General features: G+C 53.6%; 19 protein-coding genes. 8 read left to right on the forward strand and 11 right to left on the reverse strand.

The window, feature by feature from the left end; all coding sequences use genetic code 11:
• Positions 1-12: 12 nt before the first annotated feature.
• A complete protein-coding gene (gene fdnG / locus BM427_RS06875; RefSeq protein ID WP_090120328.1) occupies positions 13-3,060 on the reverse strand; it encodes a formate dehydrogenase-N subunit alpha in 3,048 nt (1,015 codons plus the stop codon).
• Positions 3,061-3,281: 221 nt separating this feature from the next.
• Between fdnG and yddG the strand changes: the two genes are divergently transcribed.
• Positions 3,282-4,163, forward strand: coding sequence for an aromatic amino acid DMT transporter YddG (gene yddG / locus BM427_RS06880; RefSeq protein ID WP_090120329.1), 882 nt, complete (start codon positions 3,282-3,284; stop codon positions 4,161-4,163).
• Between the two features lie 11 nt (positions 4,164-4,174).
• Here the strand turns inward: yddG and BM427_RS26220 are convergent, their stop codons facing one another.
• Positions 4,175-4,297, reverse strand: coding sequence for a hypothetical protein (locus tag BM427_RS26220; protein ID WP_280116133.1), 123 nt, complete (start codon positions 4,295-4,297; stop codon positions 4,175-4,177).
• On the opposite strand from BM427_RS26220, the gene BM427_RS06885 reads away from it, so the two are divergent.
• The gene (locus BM427_RS06885) at positions 4,296-4,472 is read left to right on the forward strand and encodes a hypothetical protein (RefSeq protein ID WP_175539114.1); all 177 of its coding nucleotides are present in this window, start codon (positions 4,296-4,298) and stop codon (positions 4,470-4,472) included. The two genes, BM427_RS26220 and BM427_RS06885, sit on opposite strands and share 2 nt — an antisense overlap.
• Here the strand turns inward: BM427_RS06885 and nhoA are convergent.
• From nhoA to BM427_RS06905, 4 genes are all read right to left on the reverse strand, one after another.
• On the reverse strand, positions 4,469-5,311 hold the full coding sequence (gene nhoA / locus BM427_RS06890) for an N-hydroxyarylamine O-acetyltransferase (RefSeq protein ID WP_090120331.1): 843 nt from the start codon (positions 5,309-5,311) through the stop codon (positions 4,469-4,471). The two genes, BM427_RS06885 and nhoA, sit on opposite strands and share 4 nt — an antisense overlap.
• A 71-nt stretch (positions 5,312-5,382) precedes the next feature.
• Positions 5,383-7,038 (reverse strand): ABC transporter permease, encoded by a 1,656-nt coding sequence (locus BM427_RS06895; protein WP_090120332.1) that lies wholly within the window; start codon positions 7,036-7,038, stop codon positions 5,383-5,385.
• A 47-nt stretch (positions 7,039-7,085) separates the two neighbouring features.
• Positions 7,086-8,054 carry an ABC transporter substrate-binding protein gene (locus BM427_RS06900; protein ID WP_090120334.1) on the reverse strand — a complete coding sequence of 323 codons (969 nt, stop codon included), beginning with the start codon at positions 8,052-8,054 and terminating at the stop codon, positions 7,086-7,088.
• On the reverse strand, positions 8,051-8,752 hold the full coding sequence (locus BM427_RS06905; RefSeq protein ID WP_090120336.1) for an ABC transporter ATP-binding protein: 702 nt from the start codon (positions 8,750-8,752) through the stop codon (positions 8,051-8,053). The genes BM427_RS06900 and BM427_RS06905 overlap by 4 nt, the downstream gene beginning before the upstream one ends.
• 234 nt (positions 8,753-8,986) lie before the next feature.
• On the opposite strand from BM427_RS06905, the gene BM427_RS06910 reads away from it, so the two are divergent.
• Complete coding sequence (locus BM427_RS06910; protein WP_090120338.1) at positions 8,987-10,765, forward strand: diguanylate cyclase; 1,779 nt, start codon at positions 8,987-8,989, stop codon at positions 10,763-10,765.
• An 81-nt stretch (positions 10,766-10,846) separates the two neighbouring features.
• A complete protein-coding gene (locus BM427_RS06915) occupies positions 10,847-11,419 on the forward strand; it encodes a flavin reductase family protein (RefSeq protein ID WP_090120340.1) in 573 nt (190 codons plus the stop codon).
• An 88-nt stretch (positions 11,420-11,507) separates the two neighbouring features.
• On the opposite strand, the gene pptA is transcribed toward BM427_RS06915, so the two are convergent.
• From pptA to BM427_RS06930, 3 genes are all read right to left on the reverse strand, one after another.
• Positions 11,508-11,738 (reverse strand): tautomerase PptA, encoded by a 231-nt coding sequence (gene pptA / locus BM427_RS06920; RefSeq protein WP_090120342.1) that lies wholly within the window; start codon positions 11,736-11,738, stop codon positions 11,508-11,510.
• A gap of 119 nt (positions 11,739-11,857) precedes the next feature.
• Entirely contained in the window at positions 11,858-12,391 is a 534-nt protein-coding gene (locus BM427_RS06925) for a P-loop NTPase family protein (RefSeq protein ID WP_090120344.1), read from the reverse strand.
• A gap of 4 nt (positions 12,392-12,395) precedes the next feature.
• On the reverse strand, positions 12,396-13,409 hold the full coding sequence (locus BM427_RS06930; RefSeq protein WP_090120345.1) for a LacI family DNA-binding transcriptional regulator: 1,014 nt from the start codon (positions 13,407-13,409) through the stop codon (positions 12,396-12,398).
• Between the two features lie 308 nt (positions 13,410-13,717).
• Here BM427_RS06930 and BM427_RS06935 point away from each other — a divergent pair, with 308 nt between their 5' ends.
• From BM427_RS06935 to pqqU, 4 genes are all read left to right on the forward strand, one after another.
• Positions 13,718-14,914 carry an L-talarate/galactarate dehydratase gene (locus BM427_RS06935; RefSeq protein ID WP_090120347.1) on the forward strand — a complete coding sequence of 399 codons (1,197 nt, stop codon included), beginning with the start codon at positions 13,718-13,720 and terminating at the stop codon, positions 14,912-14,914.
• Complete coding sequence (locus BM427_RS26455; RefSeq protein ID WP_139234384.1) at positions 14,892-15,089, forward strand: hypothetical protein; 198 nt, start codon at positions 14,892-14,894, stop codon at positions 15,087-15,089. Before BM427_RS06935 ends, BM427_RS26455 begins: the two co-directional genes overlap by 23 nt.
• A 463-nt stretch (positions 15,090-15,552) precedes the next feature.
• A complete protein-coding gene (ansP, locus tag BM427_RS06940; RefSeq protein ID WP_090120349.1) occupies positions 15,553-17,022 on the forward strand; it encodes an L-asparagine permease in 1,470 nt (489 codons plus the stop codon).
• A 419-nt stretch (positions 17,023-17,441) separates the two neighbouring features.
• On the forward strand, positions 17,442-19,556 hold the full coding sequence (gene pqqU, locus BM427_RS06945; RefSeq protein WP_090120351.1) for a TonB-dependent receptor PqqU: 2,115 nt from the start codon (positions 17,442-17,444) through the stop codon (positions 19,554-19,556).
• Between the two features lie 126 nt (positions 19,557-19,682).
• On the opposite strand, the gene BM427_RS06950 is transcribed toward pqqU, so the two are convergent.
• Both BM427_RS06950 and BM427_RS06955 read right to left on the reverse strand, forming a co-directional pair.
• The gene (locus BM427_RS06950) at positions 19,683-21,626 is read right to left on the reverse strand and encodes a methyl-accepting chemotaxis protein (RefSeq protein WP_090120352.1); all 1,944 of its coding nucleotides are present in this window, start codon (positions 21,624-21,626) and stop codon (positions 19,683-19,685) included.
• Positions 21,627-21,820: 194 nt separating this feature from the next.
• Complete coding sequence (locus BM427_RS06955) at positions 21,821-22,477, reverse strand: GntR family transcriptional regulator (RefSeq protein ID WP_090120354.1); 657 nt, start codon at positions 22,475-22,477, stop codon at positions 21,821-21,823.
• Positions 22,478-22,734 lie beyond the last annotated feature (257 nt).

Below are 22,734 nucleotides of genomic sequence, written 5' to 3' on the forward strand. Positions count from 1 at the left end.
AATCTCGCTCCCTTATGCTTTCTCGATATTCACTAAAAACGCCTTATATTCCGGTGTTTGCGAGTTTGCATCGCCTACGTTCGGCGTCAGGGTATTGGCGATGTAGCCCTTTTGCGCAACACCTTCAAAACCCCAGTGCAGCGGAATACCAACGGTCTCCACCGGCTGACCATGCACCTGCAACGTGCGCAGGCGACGTGTGACAACAGCCACTGCGCGAATAAAACCGCGCTTGCTGCTGACCCGAACGCGATCGCCATTGCTGATGCCTTTCGCCGCCGCCAGTGTTTCGCTGATTTCAACAAACTGCTGCGGCTGGGCAATGGCATTCAGGCGCGCATGCTTGGTCCAGGTGTGGAAATGTTCCGTCAGACGATAAGTGGTGCCGATATAGGGGAACTGATCCTTTTTCCCGAGCCGCTTCACATCGTCCGGATAGATGCGCACTACCGGACTGGAGACGACATTCGGATGCAATGGGTTGGTGCCGAGCGGGGTTTCCATTGGTTCGTAATGTTCCGGGAACGGCCCTTCTGCCAGCTTATCGAGGGCGAACAGACGTCCTAATCCTTCCTGCTGCATAATAAATGGCCCGGTATTGCTGCCCGGCGGCGCGGTGTTGAAGTCTGGAATATCGTTACCGACCCACTTCGTCCCGTTCCACTGAATCAGCATCCTTTTCGCATCCCACGGTTTGCCCTGAATATCAGCCGACGCGCGGTTGTAGAGCACGCGACGGTTGAGCGGCCAGGCCCATGCCCAGCCCAGCGTATTACCCAGACCGGAAGGGTCAGCATTATCGCGGTTGGCCATCTGGTTACCCTGCTCTGTCCAGCTACCGCTGTAGATCCAGCAGGATGACGCAGTTGAGCCGTCGTCACGCAGCAACGCAAAGCTATTCAGCAATTGCCCTTTCTTCGCCAGCAGTTGCCCGTTGGCATCATAGAGATCCGCCAGCGCGTAGCCGTTATTCTCTTTCGCCACCTCTTCCGAATGCGGATTGTGCGGCTGGCTGTAGTTCCAGCTCATCTTCAGCAGCGGCTCTGCCCCTTTACCGCCTTCGGTGCGGTACATCTCGCGCAGACGGTGGTAAATCCCGGCGAGAATTTCCCCATCATTCAGCGCCTCACCTGGCGCATCCTGGCCTTTCCAGTGCCACTGTAACCAGCGACCGGAGTTGGCAATTGAGCCGTCTTCTTCGGCGAAGCAGGTTGATGGTAAACGGAACACCTCTGTTGCAATGGTCGACGGATCGACATCGTTCATTTCGCCGTGGTTCTGCCAGAAGTTAGCGGTTTCGGTCACCAGCGGATCGATTACCACCATGTACTTCAATTTGCTCAGCGTACTGACGACTTTGTTTTTGTCCGGGAACGAGGCCACCGGGTTAAAGCCCTGGCAGATGTAGCCGGTCACCTCGCCTTTCGCCATCATATTGAAATAGTTGATAACGTCGTAAGACTGATCCCATTTCGGTAGCCAGTCAAAGCCCCAGTTGTTCTCCTTCTGCGCGGCATCGCCATAGAAAGATTTCATCAGGCTGACGAAGAACTTCGGATAATTGCTCCAGTAGTTAACCTGATCCGGTAACAGCGCTTTCGGCGTATTGGCCGCCAGATACTGTTGCAGAGAAGACTGTTTTTCCGAAGGCAGTGTCAGGTAGCCCGGCAGGCTGGTCGAGAGCAGCCCTAAATCCGTTAGCCCCTGAATGTTCGAGTGGCCGCGCAGCGCATTCACTCCGCCGCCCGCCATCCCCATATTGCCGAGCAGCAATTGGATCATCGCCATGGTACGAATGTTCTGCGCACCGACGGTGTGTTGCGTCCAGCCGAGCGCGTAAAGGAAAGTGGTGGTTCTGTCTGCCGCGCTGGTTGAGGCCAGCACGTCACACACTTTCAGGAAGTCTGCTTGCGGCGTACCACAAATATTTTCGACGGTTGCCGGCGTATAGCGATTGACATGCTGTTTCAGCAGATTCCACACACAGCGAGGATGGCTGAGCGTGTCATCACGTCTGGCATAGCCGTCCTCATCAAACTGATAGTTCCACGACGTCTTATCGTACTGACGCTTCCCGGTGTCGTAGCCGCTGAACAAGCCGTCTTCAAAGGTAAAATCGTCGCGCACCAGTAATGCGGCGTTGGTGTAGTGTTTGACGTACTCGGCGTTGATTTTATTGTTTTCAATGAGGTAGCGCAGTACGCCAGAAAGGAAAGTAATATCCGTCCCGGAACGTATTGGCGCATAGATATCCGCCACCGATGCTGTACGCGTAAAGCGCGGATCGACAACGATCAGCGTGGCATCATTATTATTTTTGGCTTCCATCGCCCAGCGGAAACCGACCGGGTGGGCTTCAGCGGCGTTACCGCCCATCACCATCACCACATTCGCGTTTTTGATATCAACCCAGTGGTTGGTCATCGCACCGCGACCAAATGTTGGAGCAAGACTTGCTACCGTTGGTCCGTGTCAGACGCGCGCCTGGTTATCTACCGCCAGCATGCCGAGGGAGCGCACAAATTTCTGCGTCAGCATGCCGGTTTCATTACTGGCTGCCGAAGCGCAAAGCATACCAGTGGAAAGCCAGCGATTGACTTTCACGCTCGCCGCGTTGTTTTCCACAAAATGCGCGTCGCGATCGTCTTTCATTAACCGGGCGATGCGGCTAAAAGCCTCGTCCCACGAGATGCGCTGCCACTTATTGGCGCCTGGTGCGCGGTATTGCGGGTAGCGCAGCCGGTCTTCACTGTGTACGTAATCAAGCAGGCCTGCGCCTTTCGGGCATAACGCGCCGCGGCTGACCGGATGATCCGGGTCACCTTCAATGTGATAAATCGCTTCTTTGGCGTTTTTCGCGCCATCGCCCAGGCTATACATCAATAGCCCACAACCCACGGAGCAGTATGTGCAGGAGTTTCGGATCTCTTTTGCGCGCAATAACTTATAATTTCGCGCCTGAGCCAGCGCCATTTTCGGGGCGAACCCTAATGCGGCAACTGTGGTTCCGGCCATACCGCCCGCGCAGATTTTGAAAAATTGTCTGCGGCTAACGTCCATTGCTTTCCTCATTATTTGTCTTCGACTGCGGCGGGAAACTAAACATTCCCGCAGGCGACATAATTGCGGTAAATCAATAACGCTGGCCAGTTGCCCCCTAATAGTCGCACTTATCTGATTTTATTAAGCCGTAAGGAGTAGATAGCTCGGAGCTGAATTCGCACCAGGTTATTAATCCGTGTTATAAGTTCAGGTTTGATTTTCGCCGATAAAGTGCAGCAATGAACAAAAAACGCGCAACATTAATGGGTTTACTGGCGGTAGTATTATGGAGCACCATGGTTGGTTTTATCCGCGCGGTCAGTGAAGGTCTTGGGCCGGTGGGAGGCGCAGCAATGATCTATACCCTGAGCGGTATCCTGTTAATCTTCACCGTCGGGTTTCCCGATTTGCGCCGCTTCCCGCGTAAATATCTGCTGGTTGGTAGTCTGTTATTTGTCAGCTATGAACTCTGTCTTGCCCTGTCGCTGGGATTTGCCACAACCCGCCAACAGGCAATCGAAGTGGGAATGGTCAATTATTTATGGCCGAGCCTGACTATTCTTTGCGCCATATTATTTAACGGACAAAAATCGACGTTCTGGGTTATTCCGGGGCTATTGCTTGCTTTAATTGGCGTTAGTTGGGTGCTTGGCGGCGAGAACGGTCTGAATATTGCTGACATTCGCGAAAATATTATTTCCAGTCCGTTCAGCTATACGCTGGCTTTTGCCGGAGCATTTATCTGGGCGATTTATTGTACGGTGACGGCCAAATATGCGCAGGGTGCCAATGGCATTACGCTGTTCGTTCTGCTGACGGCGGCGACGCTATGGGGAAAATATGCCCTCTCACCGCAACCAGAGATGGTTTTCAGTCTATCGGTAACGGTGAAATTAGTGATGACGGCGGTAGCACTGGGCTTTGGTTATGCGTCGTGGAATATCGGCATCCTGCATGGCAATGTCACAGTGCTGGCCGCTGCGTCCTACTTTACTCCGGTGCTCTCTTCAGCGCTGGCCGCCATGATGCTGAACGCCCCGCTCTCTTTCTCCTTCTGGCAGGGCGCAGTGATGGTGTGCGGCGGGTCTCTGCTCTGCTGGTGGTCGACTCGCACACCGTAAACAGGCCGCTACTATCTCTGCTTCACCTGCGCCAGGCGGAATGCCTTGCCAATCGATGAGGAAGCCTGGACAGCCAGCCCTTGCGGTAACTTGAACGACGCGGCGAAACTGCGGCTCAGGATCAAGCCAAACATGGCGAGCCCTGGACCAGCACCAAGCTCCGACTGCGGCAGTGCCGAAAACATCGACTGGCGTTTGATTGCGCTGGTGTGCGACATGGACGGGATTTGTATGCTGAGTATGCCAGATGTCGATGACGTGGCCTTCAATCGACATCTGTCGGTCATGATAGAAAAAGAGTTGGGTTAAGCGTATTCACCGTGTAAATCGAAGCGGCTCATGACCTCTTCGAGTTGCTGAATACTGAAACCATACTGCGGATCGCTGACGCCCAGCCCGAAACGCGTTTGCAAGGTTTCGTACAACGCCGGAACATCCGCCAGCACCTTATCTTCCTCAACATGCCCTTTGTTCCAGTGCGTGAAGTGGAAATTGGTCAATGTCAGCTTTTCGCCGTCCGGCAGATGGCGACACATCAGCAGATGGTGGCGAAAATGCGATGCGGGCCAATGGGCGGAGTGGAAATTACCCATCACGAAATCGGCCTGGTACTGCGGCCCGATTTCAAACTGATACATCGATTGCCAGCGCTGATGATGACGGAACTGCAACACCCAATCTTCGCCTGCACGCTGTAACCGATAAAGACCGTGTGGCGTTGCCTGTTCTACCTCCGCAAGCAGACGAATCGGCGCAGTCAGAGTTTGTCCGCCAAAACCGACATCTGCAATCCACTGCTCACCCTCCAGGGTAACCAGCAAAACGCGATGGGTGCGCGGCGGCATCTGTGGCGGATTGGAAATGATCACCCGCCCTAACAGACTGCGTACCGTAAACCCAACCTCTTTCAGCGCACGTTCAAACAGCCCATTCTGCTCAAAGCAGTAGCCACCGCGTCGGGCGATGACCAGCTTTTGAAAAAGGGCTTCATCGTTGAGTTCGATTTCGCGTGGCAAAACAACATCAAGGTTTTCAAAAGGAATCGCGCCATTATGCTGCAAATGCAGCGCCCGCAGTGTTTCAAGTGAGACATCGGGCGTAAAATTCCAGCCAATCCGCGCCAGATAAGCGGTCAAAAAAGGGGTCATACAGGCTCCTTGTACGTAATGTCCCTTTGTTATACCGGATTTTTTTGCGCCAACTGGCGATTTCGTGCCTTTTAATGTTTTGTGTTGCGCTGCAGAAGCCACAGTGCTGTCAGCATTAACATCAGCCCGACAATCAGCGTCAGCGTGGCCATTGCCATTCCTTGCCCTACCGAACCCTGCTCAAATTGCCGCCAGATAAACACCGCGACGGTTTGCGTTCCTGCGGGTGACAGCAGTAGAGATGTCACCAGTTCGCGCGAAGCAATGGCGAAGACCATCAACATTGCTGCCAGCATCGCCGGAAAGATCAGTGGCAGCACAATCAGACGCAACGCCTGAAATGCGCTGGCACCGTGTACTCGCGCAGCGGGCTCGAGGTTACCGCCTAACTGACGCATGGCGCTTCCGATGTAGCGTACTGGCCACGGCAACAGCAGGCAACAATAGGAGATGAGCAACATCCCCCAAGTGTTATACGGCGAAACTGGCCAGAAACTGCGGTTCCACAATAAAATCAACCCGACACCCACCACCACACCGGGCAGCGCCGCAGGCATCAGTGACAGCGCATCGATCACCGAGCGCCCTTTTATCTTCTGCATCACCACCAGCCAGGCGACGCACAGCCCGAGTAGCCCGGTGAGCAGCGATGCTCCCAGCGCCAGCGATAAGCTGGTGCCGAGTGCAGGCAGCGCATCACCATGCTGGGTGAAGAGCGCGGCAAAGTGTTTAACCGTCAGATTGTCCAGCGTCAGCCCGCCGGAAAGTGTTGCGCTAAAACCGCTTAACGCCATCGACAGGCCTGGCAGTACCACGGCCAGAAACCCCACGCTACTCATAACCAGCAGTACCGGCAGCGTGAAAAAGCCCAGTTTCGCTCCCACATGTTCGGTGGGTTTACCGGAGACGCTGGTCACGTCTTGATCGCCCGTCAACAGACGTTGCAGCCACCAGCCGCAGAGCGCAATGCCGATCAGCATCACCGACAGGATCGACGCACCCGGCAAGTCTATCGGCCAGTCTCCTAGCTTCTCTTCAATGCCGACGGTCAACATCACCACACCCGCACGAGAACCCAGCGCCGCCGGAACGCCGAACTCTTCCACTGCGAGGGTAAACGCCAGCAACATCCCAGCCGCCAGCGCCGGGGAAAGTAACGGCAGCGTGATATGGCAAAATGCCCTCCACGGCGTGGCGCCATGAACACGGGCAACTTGCGCCAGTCGCTGCCCGCTGGCCAGCAAACTGCGCGATACGGCAAAATAGACCACCGGAAAAATGTTTAGCGTCATGACCAGCACGATACCGGTTTTACTGAACAATAAATTATTAAGATCAAGCCCGGTAAGCTGCATCAGATAGCCCTGCGTTTGCAGGAACAGCATCCACGATAAAGCAGCAATATAGGGCGGCGTTAAAAACGGGATCAAAAACAGCAGATCCCACGCTTTTGGCCACGGCAGATCAAACAGACCGCGTGCCACACCGAGTGGCAGGCCAATGATCACACTCAGCAGTGCCACACCAGTGGCGATTTGCAGTGTGCCGCTAAGCATCAACGGCAGTTGCGGCTCCGCCAGCAGGCGCGGAATGCCGGAGAATGCGCCGCTAAACCCCCCACCGCTAAACTGCGGAAACACCGCCTGCAAGAGAATAAACAGTAACGGTAGCGCAACCAGTATCACCAGCAGCACTATCGTTACCCGCGCAATCAGTTTCTGGTTCACAGCAGGTATCCTGAAAGCGGGGTTGCCCCCGCTATAAATGGTGTGGATTACTTCGCAAACAGGGCGTTAAAACGCTTCAGAACGTCGCCGCGCTCACTGGTGCCGTTGCTTTGCGTTGGCAGCACCTTCAGTTCGGTAAACAACGGGCGTTTTGCTTCCACATCCGTACGCGCTGGCATCAACCAGGCATCGGCAACCATGTTCTGTCCTTCCGGCGACAGGACGTAATCAATAAACGCTTTTGCGTCATCGGCATGCTGAGTAGTTTTAAGGATCATCATCGGGCGCGGCGCAATCACCGTGCCACTGGTGGGGAAGATTACTTTCAGCGATTCACCCTGCGCGATATTACCGTACGTGACGTAATCAACCGCGCCGAAGACGGCGGCTTTCGCACCCTGCATTACCGGCGTTACCGCCTGCGCGTTCGGGCCGCTCACTACCATGCCGTTGTTTTTCAGCGCATCAAACAGTTGCCAGGCTTTCTCACCCATGCCGTTTTGCAGACCGATCAGCAAATCCAGCGAGGCACCGGATAACGCCGGATCTGGCGTGGTGACTTTATCTTTGAAGGCCGCCGACGTCAGATCCTGCCACTCTTTCGGTTCCGGCGTGCCGCTTTTGGTGTTCCAGACGATGCCCAGCGCTGAGACGCCCTGTGCAACATAATCTGCGCCTTTCAGCGCAACCGGAACCTTATCCGCATTGGCGCTGGTAAACGGCAGCAACCAGCCGCGATGATGCAAATCTTCAGCCGTGTCCCAGGAAGCTGAAATCAGAATATCAGCCTGTGGATTGGCCTGTTCAGCTTCGAGCCGCGCCATCACCTTGCCGGTGGTGGCCTGAAAAATATTGACTTTCACGCCGGTTTTTTGCTCGAACCCACTGGCCAGACTTTTTGCCAGCGAACCGGGACCTGCGGTATAAACGGTCAGCGCGTGCGCACTGGAGATCATCATGGACGACAGCACCATGGCTAAAGCGACTCCTTTTTTCACGGACAGTAAGGCTTTCATGCGATTTCCCCTGAGGATGAAGTGATGTTTCTGACGGATTCCACCTTTCCGGATGCTAAATGTACGATGCGATCGGCGAGCCATTCGGCTTCACGGCGATCGTGCGTGACATAAACGGCCGTTGTACCGAGCTGGCGCAGCAAGCGCGCCATCTCATGACACAGAGATTCGCGCAGCGCGCTATCAAGATTGGAAAGTGGCTCATCGAACAGCAGTACGGCCGGTTCAGCGACAATCGCCCGTGCCAGCGCTACGCGCTGCTGCTGGCCGCCAGAAAGTCCTGCTGGTTTGCGTTGGGCCAACTCCGCCAGCCCGACCATACTGAGCGCCTGCATTACACGCTGCTCGCGTTCGCCGCGCGGTACGTTACGCATCTTCAGCGGAAAGGCTATGTTTTGCGCCACGCTCATGTGCGGCCACAGAGCGTAATCCTGGAAAACCATACCGATATCGCGTGCTTCCGGTGGTAGCGACCACCCCGCTTTGGCGACCAGGCGATCGCCAAACCAGATTTCACCTTCCGCCGGTTCGCTTAACCCTGCCAGCAATCGCAACAGCGTACTTTTTCCGCAGCCGGAAGGTCCAAGCAATGCAACGATGCTGCCAGGCTGGATATGCAAATCGATGTGATTAAGAACGGTATGTGTGCCGAAGGCGTAGGAAACGCCTTGCAGCCGGACGTCAGTGAATGCGAACATCAGCGCCCTCCGCAGCGGGAAGCCGTGATCCCCCAGAGGGTTTCAGCCAATGGGGCACATCCACCTGCACAAAAGTCAGGGGAGCAAACATCTTGTTATCCTCTTTGGGATTTGATGCGGCTGACTATAGGCAGGGATTATGACGAAGAAATGACGTCATTATTGCGCATTGAATTTTAATCGAATGTCTAAACTGGAAGGCATATCTCTACACTGCTTTTAAAAGGGTTCCTCGTGCGAATCGCAACGATCACTAATTATGCTTACATCGCGACAGTGGTACTGACATTAACTTCAGGCATTGCACTGTTTATGGCCTCAAGCGCCGAGCACAGGGAACGTGACACCGTGGCGAGGAGCCGCACTTTTGATGCCTTAACGGACTCTCTGGAAAGAGAAGCCTTTGCACTGAGCGATATGGCGCGCGATGCGGTAATCAAGTTTACACCGGACACATTACAAAGCTGGAAAACCCGCCGCGAACAGGACATCAATCTGGAAAACCGGCTGGTTGCTCTGCGGGATAATGGCGCCTCAGATGAGGAAATTCTGATTCTGCGGGATGGGCTTGCCACCCTCGATCAGCTTGAAGAGGAGCAGAGTACTGCCATTAATGATGTGCAGGCGGGCAAAAATATAGAGGGTGTGAATCAATTATTCGGTGGCGGCTACGAAGACAAGCTCGAAGAAGCCGAGTATCGCTTCGCCCATTTTCGCAGCCTGGTGGACCAGCGCACGCAGGCCTCCATCAAAGACGCAACGTCACTCTCTTTGCGTCTGCGTACCTTATCGGAAGTGATGGTCGGTCTGACCGCACTGCTGTTCTTGTTTGTGCTCGGCTTTATTATCAAACACCGAATTCTGCGCCCGGTGGTGACGCTCAGCGATGTGGTGAACCGGCTGGCGACGCAGGATTACAACGTCGAAACGCCGGTGCTGGCGCAGGTTGATGAGATTGGCGATATGGCGCAGGCGATCCGCATTTTCCGTGAAAATGGCCTTGCCAGGCAGAGGCTTGAACAGGAACGCGACAAGGAATGGGCCACGCGCACTCTGCTGGCGCGTATGACCCAGCGTTTGCAGGGATGCGATACGCACAGCGCCATTTTCCGCGTGGTTGGCCGTTTTGCTCCGCAAATCATCCCGGACATGGGCGGTCGGCTTTATATGCTGAATACGCGGACTAATCGTATGAAATGTGTGGTGCGTTGGGGGCTGCCGCCCGGCGAGGATTCCCCCTTCCCGCCGGAATATTGCTGGGCGCTAAAACGCGGGCAACTGCACAGCCCTGGCCGGGATACTGTGGATATGCCGTGCGAACATATTTTGCCGGAACTGGCGTCACGAGCGATCTGCGTGCCACTCAATGCACAAAATAAGAGTATTGGCTTGCTGACTGTTGATAATTACACACCGGGCAAAGAGCCACCGTACGCCTACCTGGAGTTACTGGCGGAAACGCTGGCGTTAGCACTGGCCAACCAGATCCTGCGCGATACGCTGACCGAAAGAGCGACATATGATCCGCTGACGGGCCTGCGAAACCGCTACAGTCTGGAAGAGACGCTGCGGAATAGGATCGATCAGGCAATGATAGAGAACAGCACACTCAGTTGCCTGATGCTGGATGTGGATTACTTCAAAAAACTCAACGATCAGTATGGTCATGAAGCCGGTGATAAAGTGTTGCGCGAAATGGCGAAACTGATCACCGAAACGCTGGATGAGAATAGTATTGCGTTCCGCTATGGTGGCGAGGAGTTTCTGATTATTTTGCCGGACGTTGATGAAGCGAAGGCAATGACGGTTGCTGAAGCGCTGCTGAGTAATGTGTATAACCATCATATGCTGTATGAATCGCAGGATATTGGCCCAGTTTCCGTCTCTATTGGCCTGGCGACCTGGCCGCGCCACGCCCGGGCTGATAATCTGGTGCGCGCAGCCGATCTGGCGCTCTATATGGCGAAAGAACAAGGGCGCGGGAAGATTGTCGTTGCCAAAAGTGCCGAATAGCTTCTTTTCCCTGCTCTGCGCTTGTTTTTGGTTAAAGAACAGTCATTTAACGCCGCAAAATCATGCATAAAGGAGCAGCCTATGAGCTATTTTCGCCCTGTGACACTAGAACACGCCAGTCGCCTGTTAAACCATGGCCCGACCATTTTGATTACCAGCCGTGATGAGCAGATCGATCGCCGTAATGTGATGGCGGCGGCCTGGTCGATGCCGGTGGAGTTTTCCCCGCCGCGTATCGCAATTGTGGTGGATAAAAGCGCCTGGTCACGCGAGTTGATAGAGCGTAGCGGTATGTTCGGCATTGTGGTGCCTGGCGTAGCAGCAACTAACTGGAGTTACGCGGTCGGCAGTATTACCGGTCGCGATGAAGATAAATTCAACTGCTATGGGATCCCGACATTTGCCGGTCCGGTGCTCGGGCTGCCAGTGATTGAAGAGAAATGTCTGGCGTGGATGGAGTGCCGCTTGCTGCCGCCGACTGCCGCACAGGAGAAATATGACACGCTGTTTGGCGAAGTGGTTTCGGCGGCTGCCGACGAACGGGCTTTTATCAACGGACGCTGGCAGTTTGACGACGACAAACTGAATACCATTCATCACCTGGGTGGCGGTCATTTTGTTGCCAGCGGCAAACGGATTACCGTTGGCGAATAAGCTGCCGGTTACTGCGTCAGTCTCGATATGAGGATAATCCACTGATAAATATAAAAAGGCCCACACGGCGATGTGGGCTGCCGGGAATCTACATACTGTAGCCCGGTTTTTTGATCAGTTGCTCCATTTGCGGGGCAATTTCCGTATCCCAAACCTGCGCTTTCCACTCTTCCGGCGCGTACTCATTCAGCGCGACGCTGATGCTACTCTCTTTGCTGTTCAGATGACGAATAATCACTCCGGCGATATCCTCCGCCAGTGCTGCCTTCTGCTCATCATCCAGATCGCGGGGGAAACATTTGATATCAATGTGTGGCATGACAAACTCCTCGTTTTCAACAGAGTGCCACAGTAGCACAACGCATTTGCACCGATTTATCAAAGTGTGACCAGCCTGGCGGTCATCCGGATTTTCTTAACACTTACAGAGGATAAACCCTAATTTTCGGTCAGCGTGGCAAGAAAGTCGTCAGCCTGCTGTGGGGTGGTAAGACGCACAAAACGCAGATGCTGGTAGCGCGGGTCAGCCATATCCTGGGCGTAACGCAGGCGATTCGCACGCCAGGTTTTTATCGTCCAGAGAATGATCGACTCACGGCTGAAGAATGATCGGCGGAAACTTTCGCAGTTTCCGGTGCCTGGCCATAACTCCTGCTTGTGCCAGGCACGGCGTGCGGCGCGTAGCACGGCCTGACGCAGCGTGCGCCAGAAACCGTAATCAAGCCATACAACAAGATCGACATGCCGCCATTTTACATCCCGACTGCGATTGTAGTTGCCATCAAGTACCCAGCCTGGCTGATCCAGTAACTGCTCCAGGCGGGAATACAACTCCTCGTCCGGCGTTCCCTGCCAATTGGCGCGCCAGTAAAGCCTGTCCATTTCGATATACGGCACATTAAGCTTTGCGGCGATACGTTTCGTCAGCGTCGATTTTCCGCTTCCGCTGGTACCGATAACATTTATTTTCATGGTGTTATGCGGATTCTCGCTCAACAAAATGGAAGCCAATATCGACGACAGGCACATCAACCTCGCTACCTTCGATACTATCGGCCAGCATCGTTGCCGCCCGCTGACCCATAATTTTCCGATCAACGCTGGCCGTGGTAATGGCAGGCTGATTTCCGGCGGCAAAATCGAGATCGCCAAAGCCAATCACCGCCAGATCGCGTGGTACCTGTAAACCGCGCGACTGCGCTTCAACGATTGCGCCCTGCGCCAGTGTATCGGAGCTACAAACAATCACATCAAAATCGCCCTGCTCCAGGAGTTGCGACAGCCCCTGGCGGCCCGAGGTGAATCGCGCAGGTAAAGCGACATCGACGCTGCCCGGTTCACTGATACCGTTACGCTCAAGCACTTCACACAAACCGGCTTTACGCTGCGCGGCGCGTTTGTCCACCGTCCACAGCAAACCCGGGCGACGATAGCCTTTACGCAGCAAATACTCCGCTGTCGCCTGGCCGACTTTTTCGTGGGAGAAGCCCACCAGCATATCCAGCGGCGTCGGGGTTAAATCCCAGATTTCCACTACTGGTACGTTGGCATTGAGGATCACTTTTTTCAGATCCGTTGAGTGATGGATGCCGGTCAGAACGATACCGTCCGGGCGGCGCGAGAGCAACGCGGCAACCAGATCGGCTTCAGTCTGTTGTGTGTATCCGGCAACGCAGAGCAACATATGGTAACCGCGCACCGCAAGCTCATCGCTGATGGCCTGAATTGTGTCGACAAACATGTTGTTGTTGATTTGCGGCACCACCACGGCAATTAATTTACTGCGGCGCGAGGCCAGCCCACCGGCCAACGCATTGGGGATATACCCCGTTGCTTTGACCGCCGCGATGACTTTTTCGACCGTTTTGGGCCGTACCCGTTGCGGTGTGTTAAGCGCCCGACTTACGGTCATGGATGACAAGCCAGCGGCGCGGGCAACATCTTCCAGGGTGGGCGCACGCGGTGTGGCAGAACGAGATGTTTTCGACATGTTCACTCACAGAGCCTTTCGCTTTTTTTTGATTCTCGCATTGTATTATACGCATTTCTCCCATCATTGCCGCTACGCCTCATAAATCAGTAGGTTAACAGAAGTTTTAATTATTTATGTTAGCGCAATCATAATAGGGCTATTGCTTTTCATTTGACGATTAAATGCGACATCTTTCACAAAGGCGCCCTCTTTGACACCATTGTTTGTGACCGATTGTACATAATTACATCCTTTCTCTGGTCATGTATTTATTACCGAACTACAAATGTTATCGCAAACATTTTTGTTGTTCACAGGAGCTAATCATGACCGTAAGTACGAATTCCGATGCCGTGGCCTATGCTAAAGCCGCAGGGGCGAAAACCGCCGCTGAAACCGGCGATCGTATTGCATGGGTAAAACTCTCCCTCGCCTTCCTGCCTCTGGCTACGCCGGTAAGCGATGCGAAAGTGCTCACCGGTCGCCAGAAACCGCTAACCGAAGTGGCGATCATTATTGCGGAGATCCGCAGCCGTGATGGTTTTGAGGGGGTTGGTTTCAGCTACTCCAAACGTGCCGGGGGTCAGGGGATCTATGCCCACGCCAAAGAGATTGCCGATAACCTTCTGGGCGAAGATCCGAACGATATCGACAAAATTTATACCAAACTGCTGTGGGCGGGCGCGTCGGTTGGCCGTAGCGGCATGGCAGTGCAGGCCATCTCCCCTATCGATATTGCGCTGTGGGATATGAAAGCTAAACGTGCTGGTCTGCCGCTGGCGAAACTGCTGGGCGCTCACCGCGACTCGGTGCAGTGCTACAACACCTCCGGCGGCTTCCTGCATACGCCGCTGGATCAGGTGCTGAAAAATGTGATTATTTCTCGGGAAAACGGTATCGGCGGCATCAAAATTAAGGTCGGCCAGCCGGACACCAAAGAGGATCTCCGTCGTTTGACTGCCGTGCGTGAAGTGCTGGGCGATGATTTCCCGCTGATGGTCGATGCCAATCAGCAGTGGGATCGTGAAACGGCGATTCGCATGGGCCGCCAGATGGAGAAATTCAATTTGATCTGGATTGAAGAGCCGCTGGATGCTTATGACGTCGAAGGTCACGCCCAACTTGCCGTCGCGCTGGATACCCCGATCGCCACCGGTGAAATGCTGACCAGCTTTCGCGAACACGAACAACTTATTCTCGGCAACGCCAGCGACTATGTGCAGCCAGATGCTCCGCGCGTCGGCGGGATATCACCGTTCCTGAAGATCATGGATCTGGCCGCCAAACATGGTCGCAAACTGGCACCGCACTTTGCCATGGAAGTTCACTTGCATCTCTCTGCGGCTTACCCGCTGGAGCCGTGGCTGGAGCATTTCGAATGGCTGAACCCGCTGTTTAACGAACAGCTTGAATTGCGCGATGGGCGTATGTACGTCTCTGACCGCCATGGTCTTGGTTTCAGCATCAGCGAACAGGCTCGCGCGTGGACGCAAACCAGCTGTGAATTCGGTAAACGTCCATAATAATGTCATCCTGACGGGAGAATCCTGCCGTCTTTTTCTGTTTCCTACACGACAATCAACTCTGTTTCGAGTCGAGTTTGTCGCCAGCATTCCGGCGATCGCCGGGTTTATCGGCGGGCTGCTGGGCGGTGTTGGTTCGCTGGAGTCCATTACCCTGACGCCAACGGCTTCCTGAGGCTAATTATGGCGTCTTGCTAACGCAGGGGTCTCGTCACCCAGAACTTCCCGGCGGAGCAGCTTTTTGAGTTACAGATAATACCCAGTGGATTGACCAGTGACTGCAGGTACTCGCCGCCTGCAAATCATCACTTATACTTATGGGTTAAGGTCATAACCTTGCAAAATTGTCAAGTATTTACCTGTTTACGACTGGATTTTTCTGTTGCTTTTTTCTGCTGATTGAATCATTTACGCTGCTTGTCTCCTTTCACCTCACAATTTCTGCTAATAGTCCCGGTGTACCCAGCGGGTATGTTTTGCGTCGTTTGCCGATTGCAGGTAGGATGCTGCGCCATGTTTCTCTTATCCATACGTAGAATCACTGGAAAGGCAAACATTTACCGTGGGAGCAATCGTTTGGCTTTTGCTCACGCAGGTTGAGGAATCCCGCAAGGTTCAGACAGGTAACAGGTAACGAAATGAAAACAGACAACAACAGCGCCACAGAGCATCACGCGGCGAAACGACGCTGGCTAAACTCTCATGAAGAGGGCTATAACCGGGCGATGGGCAATCGCCAGGTACAGATGATCGCTATTGGCGGCGCGATCGGGACAGGTTTATTCTTGGGCGCCGGTGCACGATTACAGATGGCAGGGCCATCGCTGGCAATCGTCTATCTGGTTTGTGGCATCTTCTCTTTCTTTATTCTCCGCGCGCTGGGCGAACTGGTACTGCATCGCCCTTCCAGTGGTAGTTTTGTTTCCTATGCCCGTGAGTTTCTGGGCGAAAAAGCTGCGTTTGTCGCCGGCTGGATGTACTTCATCAACTGGGCGATGACCGGTATCGTCGATATCACCGCCGTGGCGCTCTATATGCACTACTGGGGCGCATTTGGCGATGTGCCACAATGGGTCTTTGCGCTGGCCGCGCTGGCGATCGTCGGTACGATGAACATGATTGGCGTGAAATGGTTCGCCGAAATGGAGTTCTGGTTTGCGTTAATCAAAGTGCTGGCGATTGTGGTGTTCCTGATTGTCGGGACTATTTTCCTCGGCAGCGGTAAACCGCTGGACGGCGGCACAACCGGCTTCCACTTGATCACTGACAACGGCGGTTTCTTCCCGCACGGCTTGCTGCCAGCGTTGGTGCTGGTTCAGGGCGTGGTCTTTGCTTTTGCCTCTATCGAGCTGGTCGGTACTGCTGCCGGTGAGTGTAAAGATCCACAGACTATGGTGCCAAAAGCAATCAATAGCGTGATCTGGCGTATCGGTTTGTTCTACGTCGGTTCGGTGGTTCTGCTCGTGCTGCTGCTGCCATGGAATGCCTATCAGGCAGGTCAAAGCCCGTTTGTGACCTTCTTCTCCAAACTGGGCGTACCGTACATTGGCGACATCATGAACATGGTGGTGCTGACAGCTGCGCTTTCCAGCCTGAACTCTGGCCTCTATAGCACCGGTCGTATTCTGCGTTCGATGTCGATGGGCGGCTCCGCGCCGAAGTTTATGGCGAAAATGAGCCGTCATCATGTGCCTTATGCCGGTATTGTGGTCACCATTTGCGTCTATATCGTCGGTGTGTTCCTCAACTATCTGGTACCGTCGCAGGTGTTTGAAATCGTGCTGAACGTGGCTTCCCTGGGCATTATCGCCTCCTGGGGATTTATCGTGATTTGTCAGATGCGTCTGCGTCAGGCGATCAAAGAAGGCAAAGTGGCGGATGTCAGTTTCAAAATGCCTGGCGCACCGGTTACGTCATGGCTGACACTGCTGTTCCTGCTGAGCGTGCTGGTGCTGATGGCGTTTGACTACCCGAACGGTACTTACACCATCGGTTCTATCCCCCTGATTGCCGTGCTGCTGGTTGCAGGCTGGTTTGGTGTGCGCAAACGCGTACAGGAAATTCACAGCACTGCACCGGTTGCGCCGACTGAAAACGCCCGGCGCTAAACGGGTGGCAGTATAAATAAATGGAGGGAAGGCACTGGCCTTCCCTTTTTACTACCGTGCAATACGGATGACATCATCCGGTTGCGTGGCTTCTTTTCCCCGGGTTGAAGCCTGCCATACAGCGTTTTGCGATTGGCCGACAACGCAAGACATCACGCCTCCCCCTCCCTTTGATTAACTCGATGAGAACCTGTTCACAGGCATTCAGTGCACGAAACAAGGTTTTTGTTTGTTGCTATAAGTGAGAATAGTAATTATTAATGACAATAAACAGGAGCCAGACTAACGAGAAGCGCGATTGGCAGGCAGGAACTACACTCATTCTTAACTTAAAGTGCGTTTAATGTTTTCAAATTATTTACATAATCTTTAACATATTCGCACATGTTCCATTTGGTTTTTTCTCACTCGGTTCCGATATGACTATTCTTTCTGCCACAAAGGCCTCTCTGCCGGTGCTATTACTCCCGGCGGTCCTCTCTCCTTCTGCTAATGCCGCTGACAATGAACAAACGATGATTGTCAGCGCCGCGCCACAGGCAGTCTCTGAACTTGATAGCCCCGCCGCCGTCAGTGTTGTGCAGGGTGACGATATCCGTCAGGCTGCACCGCGCGTCAATTTGTCGGAGTCGTTGAATAGCGTGCCAGGTTTGCAGGTACAAAACCGGCAAAATTATGCGCAGGATCTGCAGCTTTCCATCCGTGGATTTGGTTCGCGTTCTACTTATGGTTTGCGCGGTATTCGCCTGTATGTGGATGGTATTCCTGCGACGATGCCAGATGGTCAGGGGCAAACGTCTAATATCGATCTCAATAGCGTGGAGAGCATTGATGTGTTGCGCGGCCCCTTCTCGGCGCTGTATGGAAATGCTTCTGGCGGTGTGATGAACGTTACCACGCAGACCGGCCGGCAGCCGACAACCATTGAAGCCAGCAGCTATTACGGTAGCGACGCTAGCTGGCGTTACGGCCTGAAAGCAACCGGCGCGGTAGGCGACGGTACGCATGCTGGCGATGTAGATTACACCGTTTCCAGTACCCGCTTCGTCACTGGCGGTTATCGCGATCACAGCGGCGCGCGCAAAAATCTCGCCAACGCAAAATTGGGCGTGCGGATTGATGATGTCAGCAAGCTGAGCCTGATCTTTAATAGCGTTGATATCAAAGCCAACGATGCGGGTGGCCTGACCAAAGAGGAGTGGCAGGATAATCCACGCCAGTCGCCGCGTGCTGACCAGTACAACACCCGCAAAACCATCAAACAAACGCAGGCCGGGCTGCGTTATGAGCGCCAGATGAGCCACCAGGATGATTTAAGCATAATGATGTATGCCGGGGAACGTGAAACGACGCAGTACCAGTCGATCCCGCTCGCACCGCAGCTTAACCCGGCTCATTCGGGCGGTGTGATCGATTTGGCGCGCCATTATCAGGGCATCGACACGCGCTGGACGCACCGTGGCGAGCTGGGTGTGCCGGTAACCTTCACCAGCGGGCTGAACTATGAAAACATGAGCGAGGATCGCAAAGGTTACGAAAACTATGTGATGGATGACTCGACGCCGGTCTATGGCGAAAAAGGCAACTTGCGCCGTAACGAACGCAACCTGATGTGGAACCTCGACCCGTACGTGCAGACCGCCTGGCAACTGACGGATAAACTCTCCTTTGATGCGGGCGTTCGTTACAGCTCAGTGTGGTTTGATTCCAACGATCACTATGTCACGGCGGGGAATGGCGATGACAGCGGTGAAGCCAGTTATCACAAATGGCTACCGGCGGCGTCGCTGAAATACGCATTGACTGATGCATGGAACGTTTACGCGGCGACCGGACGCGGTTTTGAAACGCCGACCATTAATGAACTCTCTTATCGTCCCGGTAACCAGAGTGGGTTGAACTTCGCGCTGAAACCCTCCACCAATGAAACCGTGGAAATCGGCAGTAAAACGCGAATCGGCAACGGCCTGCTGACAGCAGCGCTGTTCCGTACCGATACTGATAACGAGATCGTCACTGATACCAGTAGCGGCGGGCGCACCACGTACAAAAACGCCGGGAAAACCCGTCGTCAGGGCGCGGAATTGTCGCTCGATCAGCAATTCGCCGGAAACTGGCGTACCAAAGTATCATGGACTTATCTGGATGCCATTTACCGTAGCGAAGTGTGTAGCGACAGCGACTGTAACGGCAATCGTATTCCGGGCATTGCGCGCAATATGGGATATGCATCGCTGGGATGGCTCCCGGATCAGGGCTGGTACGCGGGCGCCGATGTGCGCTATATGAGCGATATCATGGCCGACGATGAAAACAGCGCGAAAGCGCCCTCCTACACCGTTACGGGCATTAACACGGGCTATAAATTTAACTACGGTAACTGGATGATGGATGTGTTTGGCCGTATCGATAATCTGTTTGACCGTGAATATGTTGGATCGGTGATTGTTAATGAATCCAATGGTCGTTACTACGAACCCGCTCCGGGACGTAATTACGGCGTCGGTATGTCCATTGCTTATCAGTTCGAATAATGCTTGCCACCCGCCTTCACCCGAAAGCGGGTTTTCTATAGACAGGAAAACGCCTGGTGATGTACATCAGGCGTTTGACAGGCAGAAAAGTGTCAACCTATATCAGGAGAGTCACGTTAAACGCTATCAGAATGTGGTCCAGCCCTCATCGCTGCTTTGCGTGTCACGCTTTGCAACAGACGCATTCGCTGTTGGTCTGCGTGTAGATTTTCCCGTTGAGGCTTTCGGTGCGCTTTTTGCTTCGTTTTGCTCCAGCCGGAAGATCGCCACCAGTTCTTCCAGCAGACGCGCCTGCTCTTCCAGCGAACCTGCCGCTGAAGACGATTCGTTCACCAGTGCAGCATTCTGCTGCGTGGTGCTATCCAGCTCGCTCACGGCACGGGCGATCTGCTCGATACCCCGGCTCTGCTCTTCCGATGCGGAGGAGATTTCACCCATGATGTCGTTAACTCGCGTTACCGACTGGACAACCTGATCCATGGTTTCACCGGCTTTAGCCACTAATTCACTGCCGACATTGATACGGGAAACCGACTCGCTGATCAGTTGTCCTATATCTTTTGCCGCCTGCGAACTGCGCTGAGAAAGGCTGCGTACTTCGCTGGCTACTACGGCGAAACCGCGGCCTTGTTCGCCAGCACGCGCGGCTTCAACTGCGGCGTTCAGTGCCAGGATGTTCGTCTGGAACGCAATGCTGTTAATCACTGCGGTGATATCAGCAATTTTGTTAGAGCTGCTGTGAATGTCGCTCATGGTGTTCACCACTTCGCGCATCACCGTTCCACCTTCGCTGGCCGTTTGTGAGGCCTGAGCGGCAAGGCTGCTGGCGTTACGGGCGTTGTCGGCATTATTTTTCACCGTCGCGGTCAGCTCTTCCATGCTGGCGGCCGTTTCCACCACCGCAGCGGCCTGCTGTTCCGTACGGGAAGAGAGATCGGTATTGCCTTCGGCAATTTCGCTTGCCGCGCGGGAGACCTTCGTCACGCTGCTACGCACTTCATGGATCATATCACGCAGTGTGTCGTTCATCCGCCCCATTGCCCCGGTCAATTGCCCCAGTTCGTCGGTACTCTGTGCACGAATTTGCGAGCTGAGATCGCCGCTGGCAATACGTTCTGCCAGCGCAAGGTTGTGGTCAATCGGATGAGTAATCTGGCGGATCACCCACCAGGAAACAATCACACCGAGTAAAATAGCGATAGCACCGATAATCGCCGTGATGGTACTGGAGCTATAGGCCAGTTCATCGTTGTGCGCTTTCACCACCGTAATGATCTGCTTCAGCGCCGCGCTGCTGTTATCGCCACCGGTTTTAACATGATCTTCAGCGGCCTTCAGCGCCTGGTAGGCGGTGAAATAGTTGCGGCTCAGATCGTGGTATTTAACGGTGTTATCCCATAAAGCCTGTAACGGCGCTTGCAGTTCGCCCGGCAGCTGGCTCGCCAGCGCCTGCACACTTTTTTGTGTGTCGCTGAAATGGCGCTCCAGCGCGTCACTGCTCTCTTTGCCTGGGCTATAACGGACAACCAGCGCCGCGTCACGTACTGCGCTGATAGCGAATAGTTGCTCATAAACTTGCATCACCAGGCTCGGATCTGCCAGCGGCGTCCGCACGAGCGTGGTGTAGCTGGCGGCAAGATCTTCAGTGGCGAGTTTATCCAGCGCATCACGAACAGCGTGAATATCACTGGTCGCTTTCTGCATCTCGCCAATGCTGCTCTGGAACTTCGTAAGATGGTCGGCGACATCGTTGATGATCTGCTTTTCGTTGGTTGACCAACTCATGCTGTCAGCGCTGGCCGTCAATTCTGAAGCGTGGCGAACATAATTGGACATCACCTCACCCGATTTATCATCACCATAGAAATATTTCAGGCGGTTAATTTTTGCCTGAAACACTTCGATGTTGATGTTGTACAGCAGATTGGTTTTTTGATAGACGTCGCGGATTTCCTGAAAGCGCAACACACTGAGGATAGAAGCGACAGCAACCAGAAACAGAACTAACCCAAATCCTACCGACAGCTTTCTGCTAATTTTTATATTGCTTAACCGCTGGTTAAATGACATTCCCCGATTCCTCACTGGACTTCAAATGTTAGCGCCTGACTACGCGCTAAAAAGTTATCGGCAGGGCATGCATAAATTTCAGGGATTAACTGTCCTTATAAATGCAAAACGTGATATGGATGCGCCCCAATGACAAATTTTGGTCGGGTTACATCCATAATTTAGGTTAAGCGTTTGTATTTAAGAGGGATGGCTCAGCGATGAAATTGCTTATGAAGAATGTTTGCGCCCTCATCAATGGCGCGCCATATTCCGCGTTCGCTGGCAAAAGCATCACCTTCTTCAAGTGCGGCTAATAAGTCTGAATAATCGTGACTGCGTGTTAAATCATCCGAGTGGGGATAAAGATAATTAAAACATGGACCAATGCGTACCCATAATTGCTCAATCAGGGCTGTCAATGTCGGCATACCCGCCTGTTGGTAAATCGAAAAACGAAAAATCCGATTTGCCTGCAAAATCTGCTCGGTTTGGCCACTTTTTAGTGCTTCATGGAAAGTTGTAGCCAGCGCTCGTAGCCCCCGGATCCTCTCCGGGGTCATACTTTGACTGGCGGCACGGGCGGCCATCCCTTCAAGGTTTTTGCGTATCTGGTTGATTTCACCATAGCGTTCGAGGCCAACTTCCGGCACTAAAAATGCCTGCGCCGGTGTGGCATGCAGCGCGCCAGCGGAGACCAATCGCAAAAGCGCTTCCCGTACCGGAGTAATACTGGTACCCAGCTGATCTGCTATTTCTTTCGTGATAAGCCGTGCGCCAGGTTTTAGCGCACCAATAATAAGCGCATTCTTCAGACTCGACTCCACCTGCATAGTGAGACTGGTTCGTTGCGCTTTTTCCAAATCAAGCATGTTTGCGTCCTGTATAATTTTTTATCTATTTTCAGCCTGGTAGCGTGTCCGTAACGATATAAAATATATTATATAAACATGCCTGGTATTGGATAATTGTCGCGTAAAAGATGTAGCTAATAAGTTAGTTATTATGCACAACTACCAGGAACCGACTTCACAAGGTTATCAGTTCCTTATGCATGTCTAATTAAAGACGTTTTTTCGGATTTTGCACAATTCTGATGGCGGTTTTTTTCGCCGCCATCAGTCGCTTA

Source organism: Kosakonia arachidis (genome assembly GCF_900116535.1).
GTDB classification, from domain to species: Bacteria; Pseudomonadota; Gammaproteobacteria; order Enterobacterales; family Enterobacteriaceae; genus Kosakonia; species Kosakonia arachidis.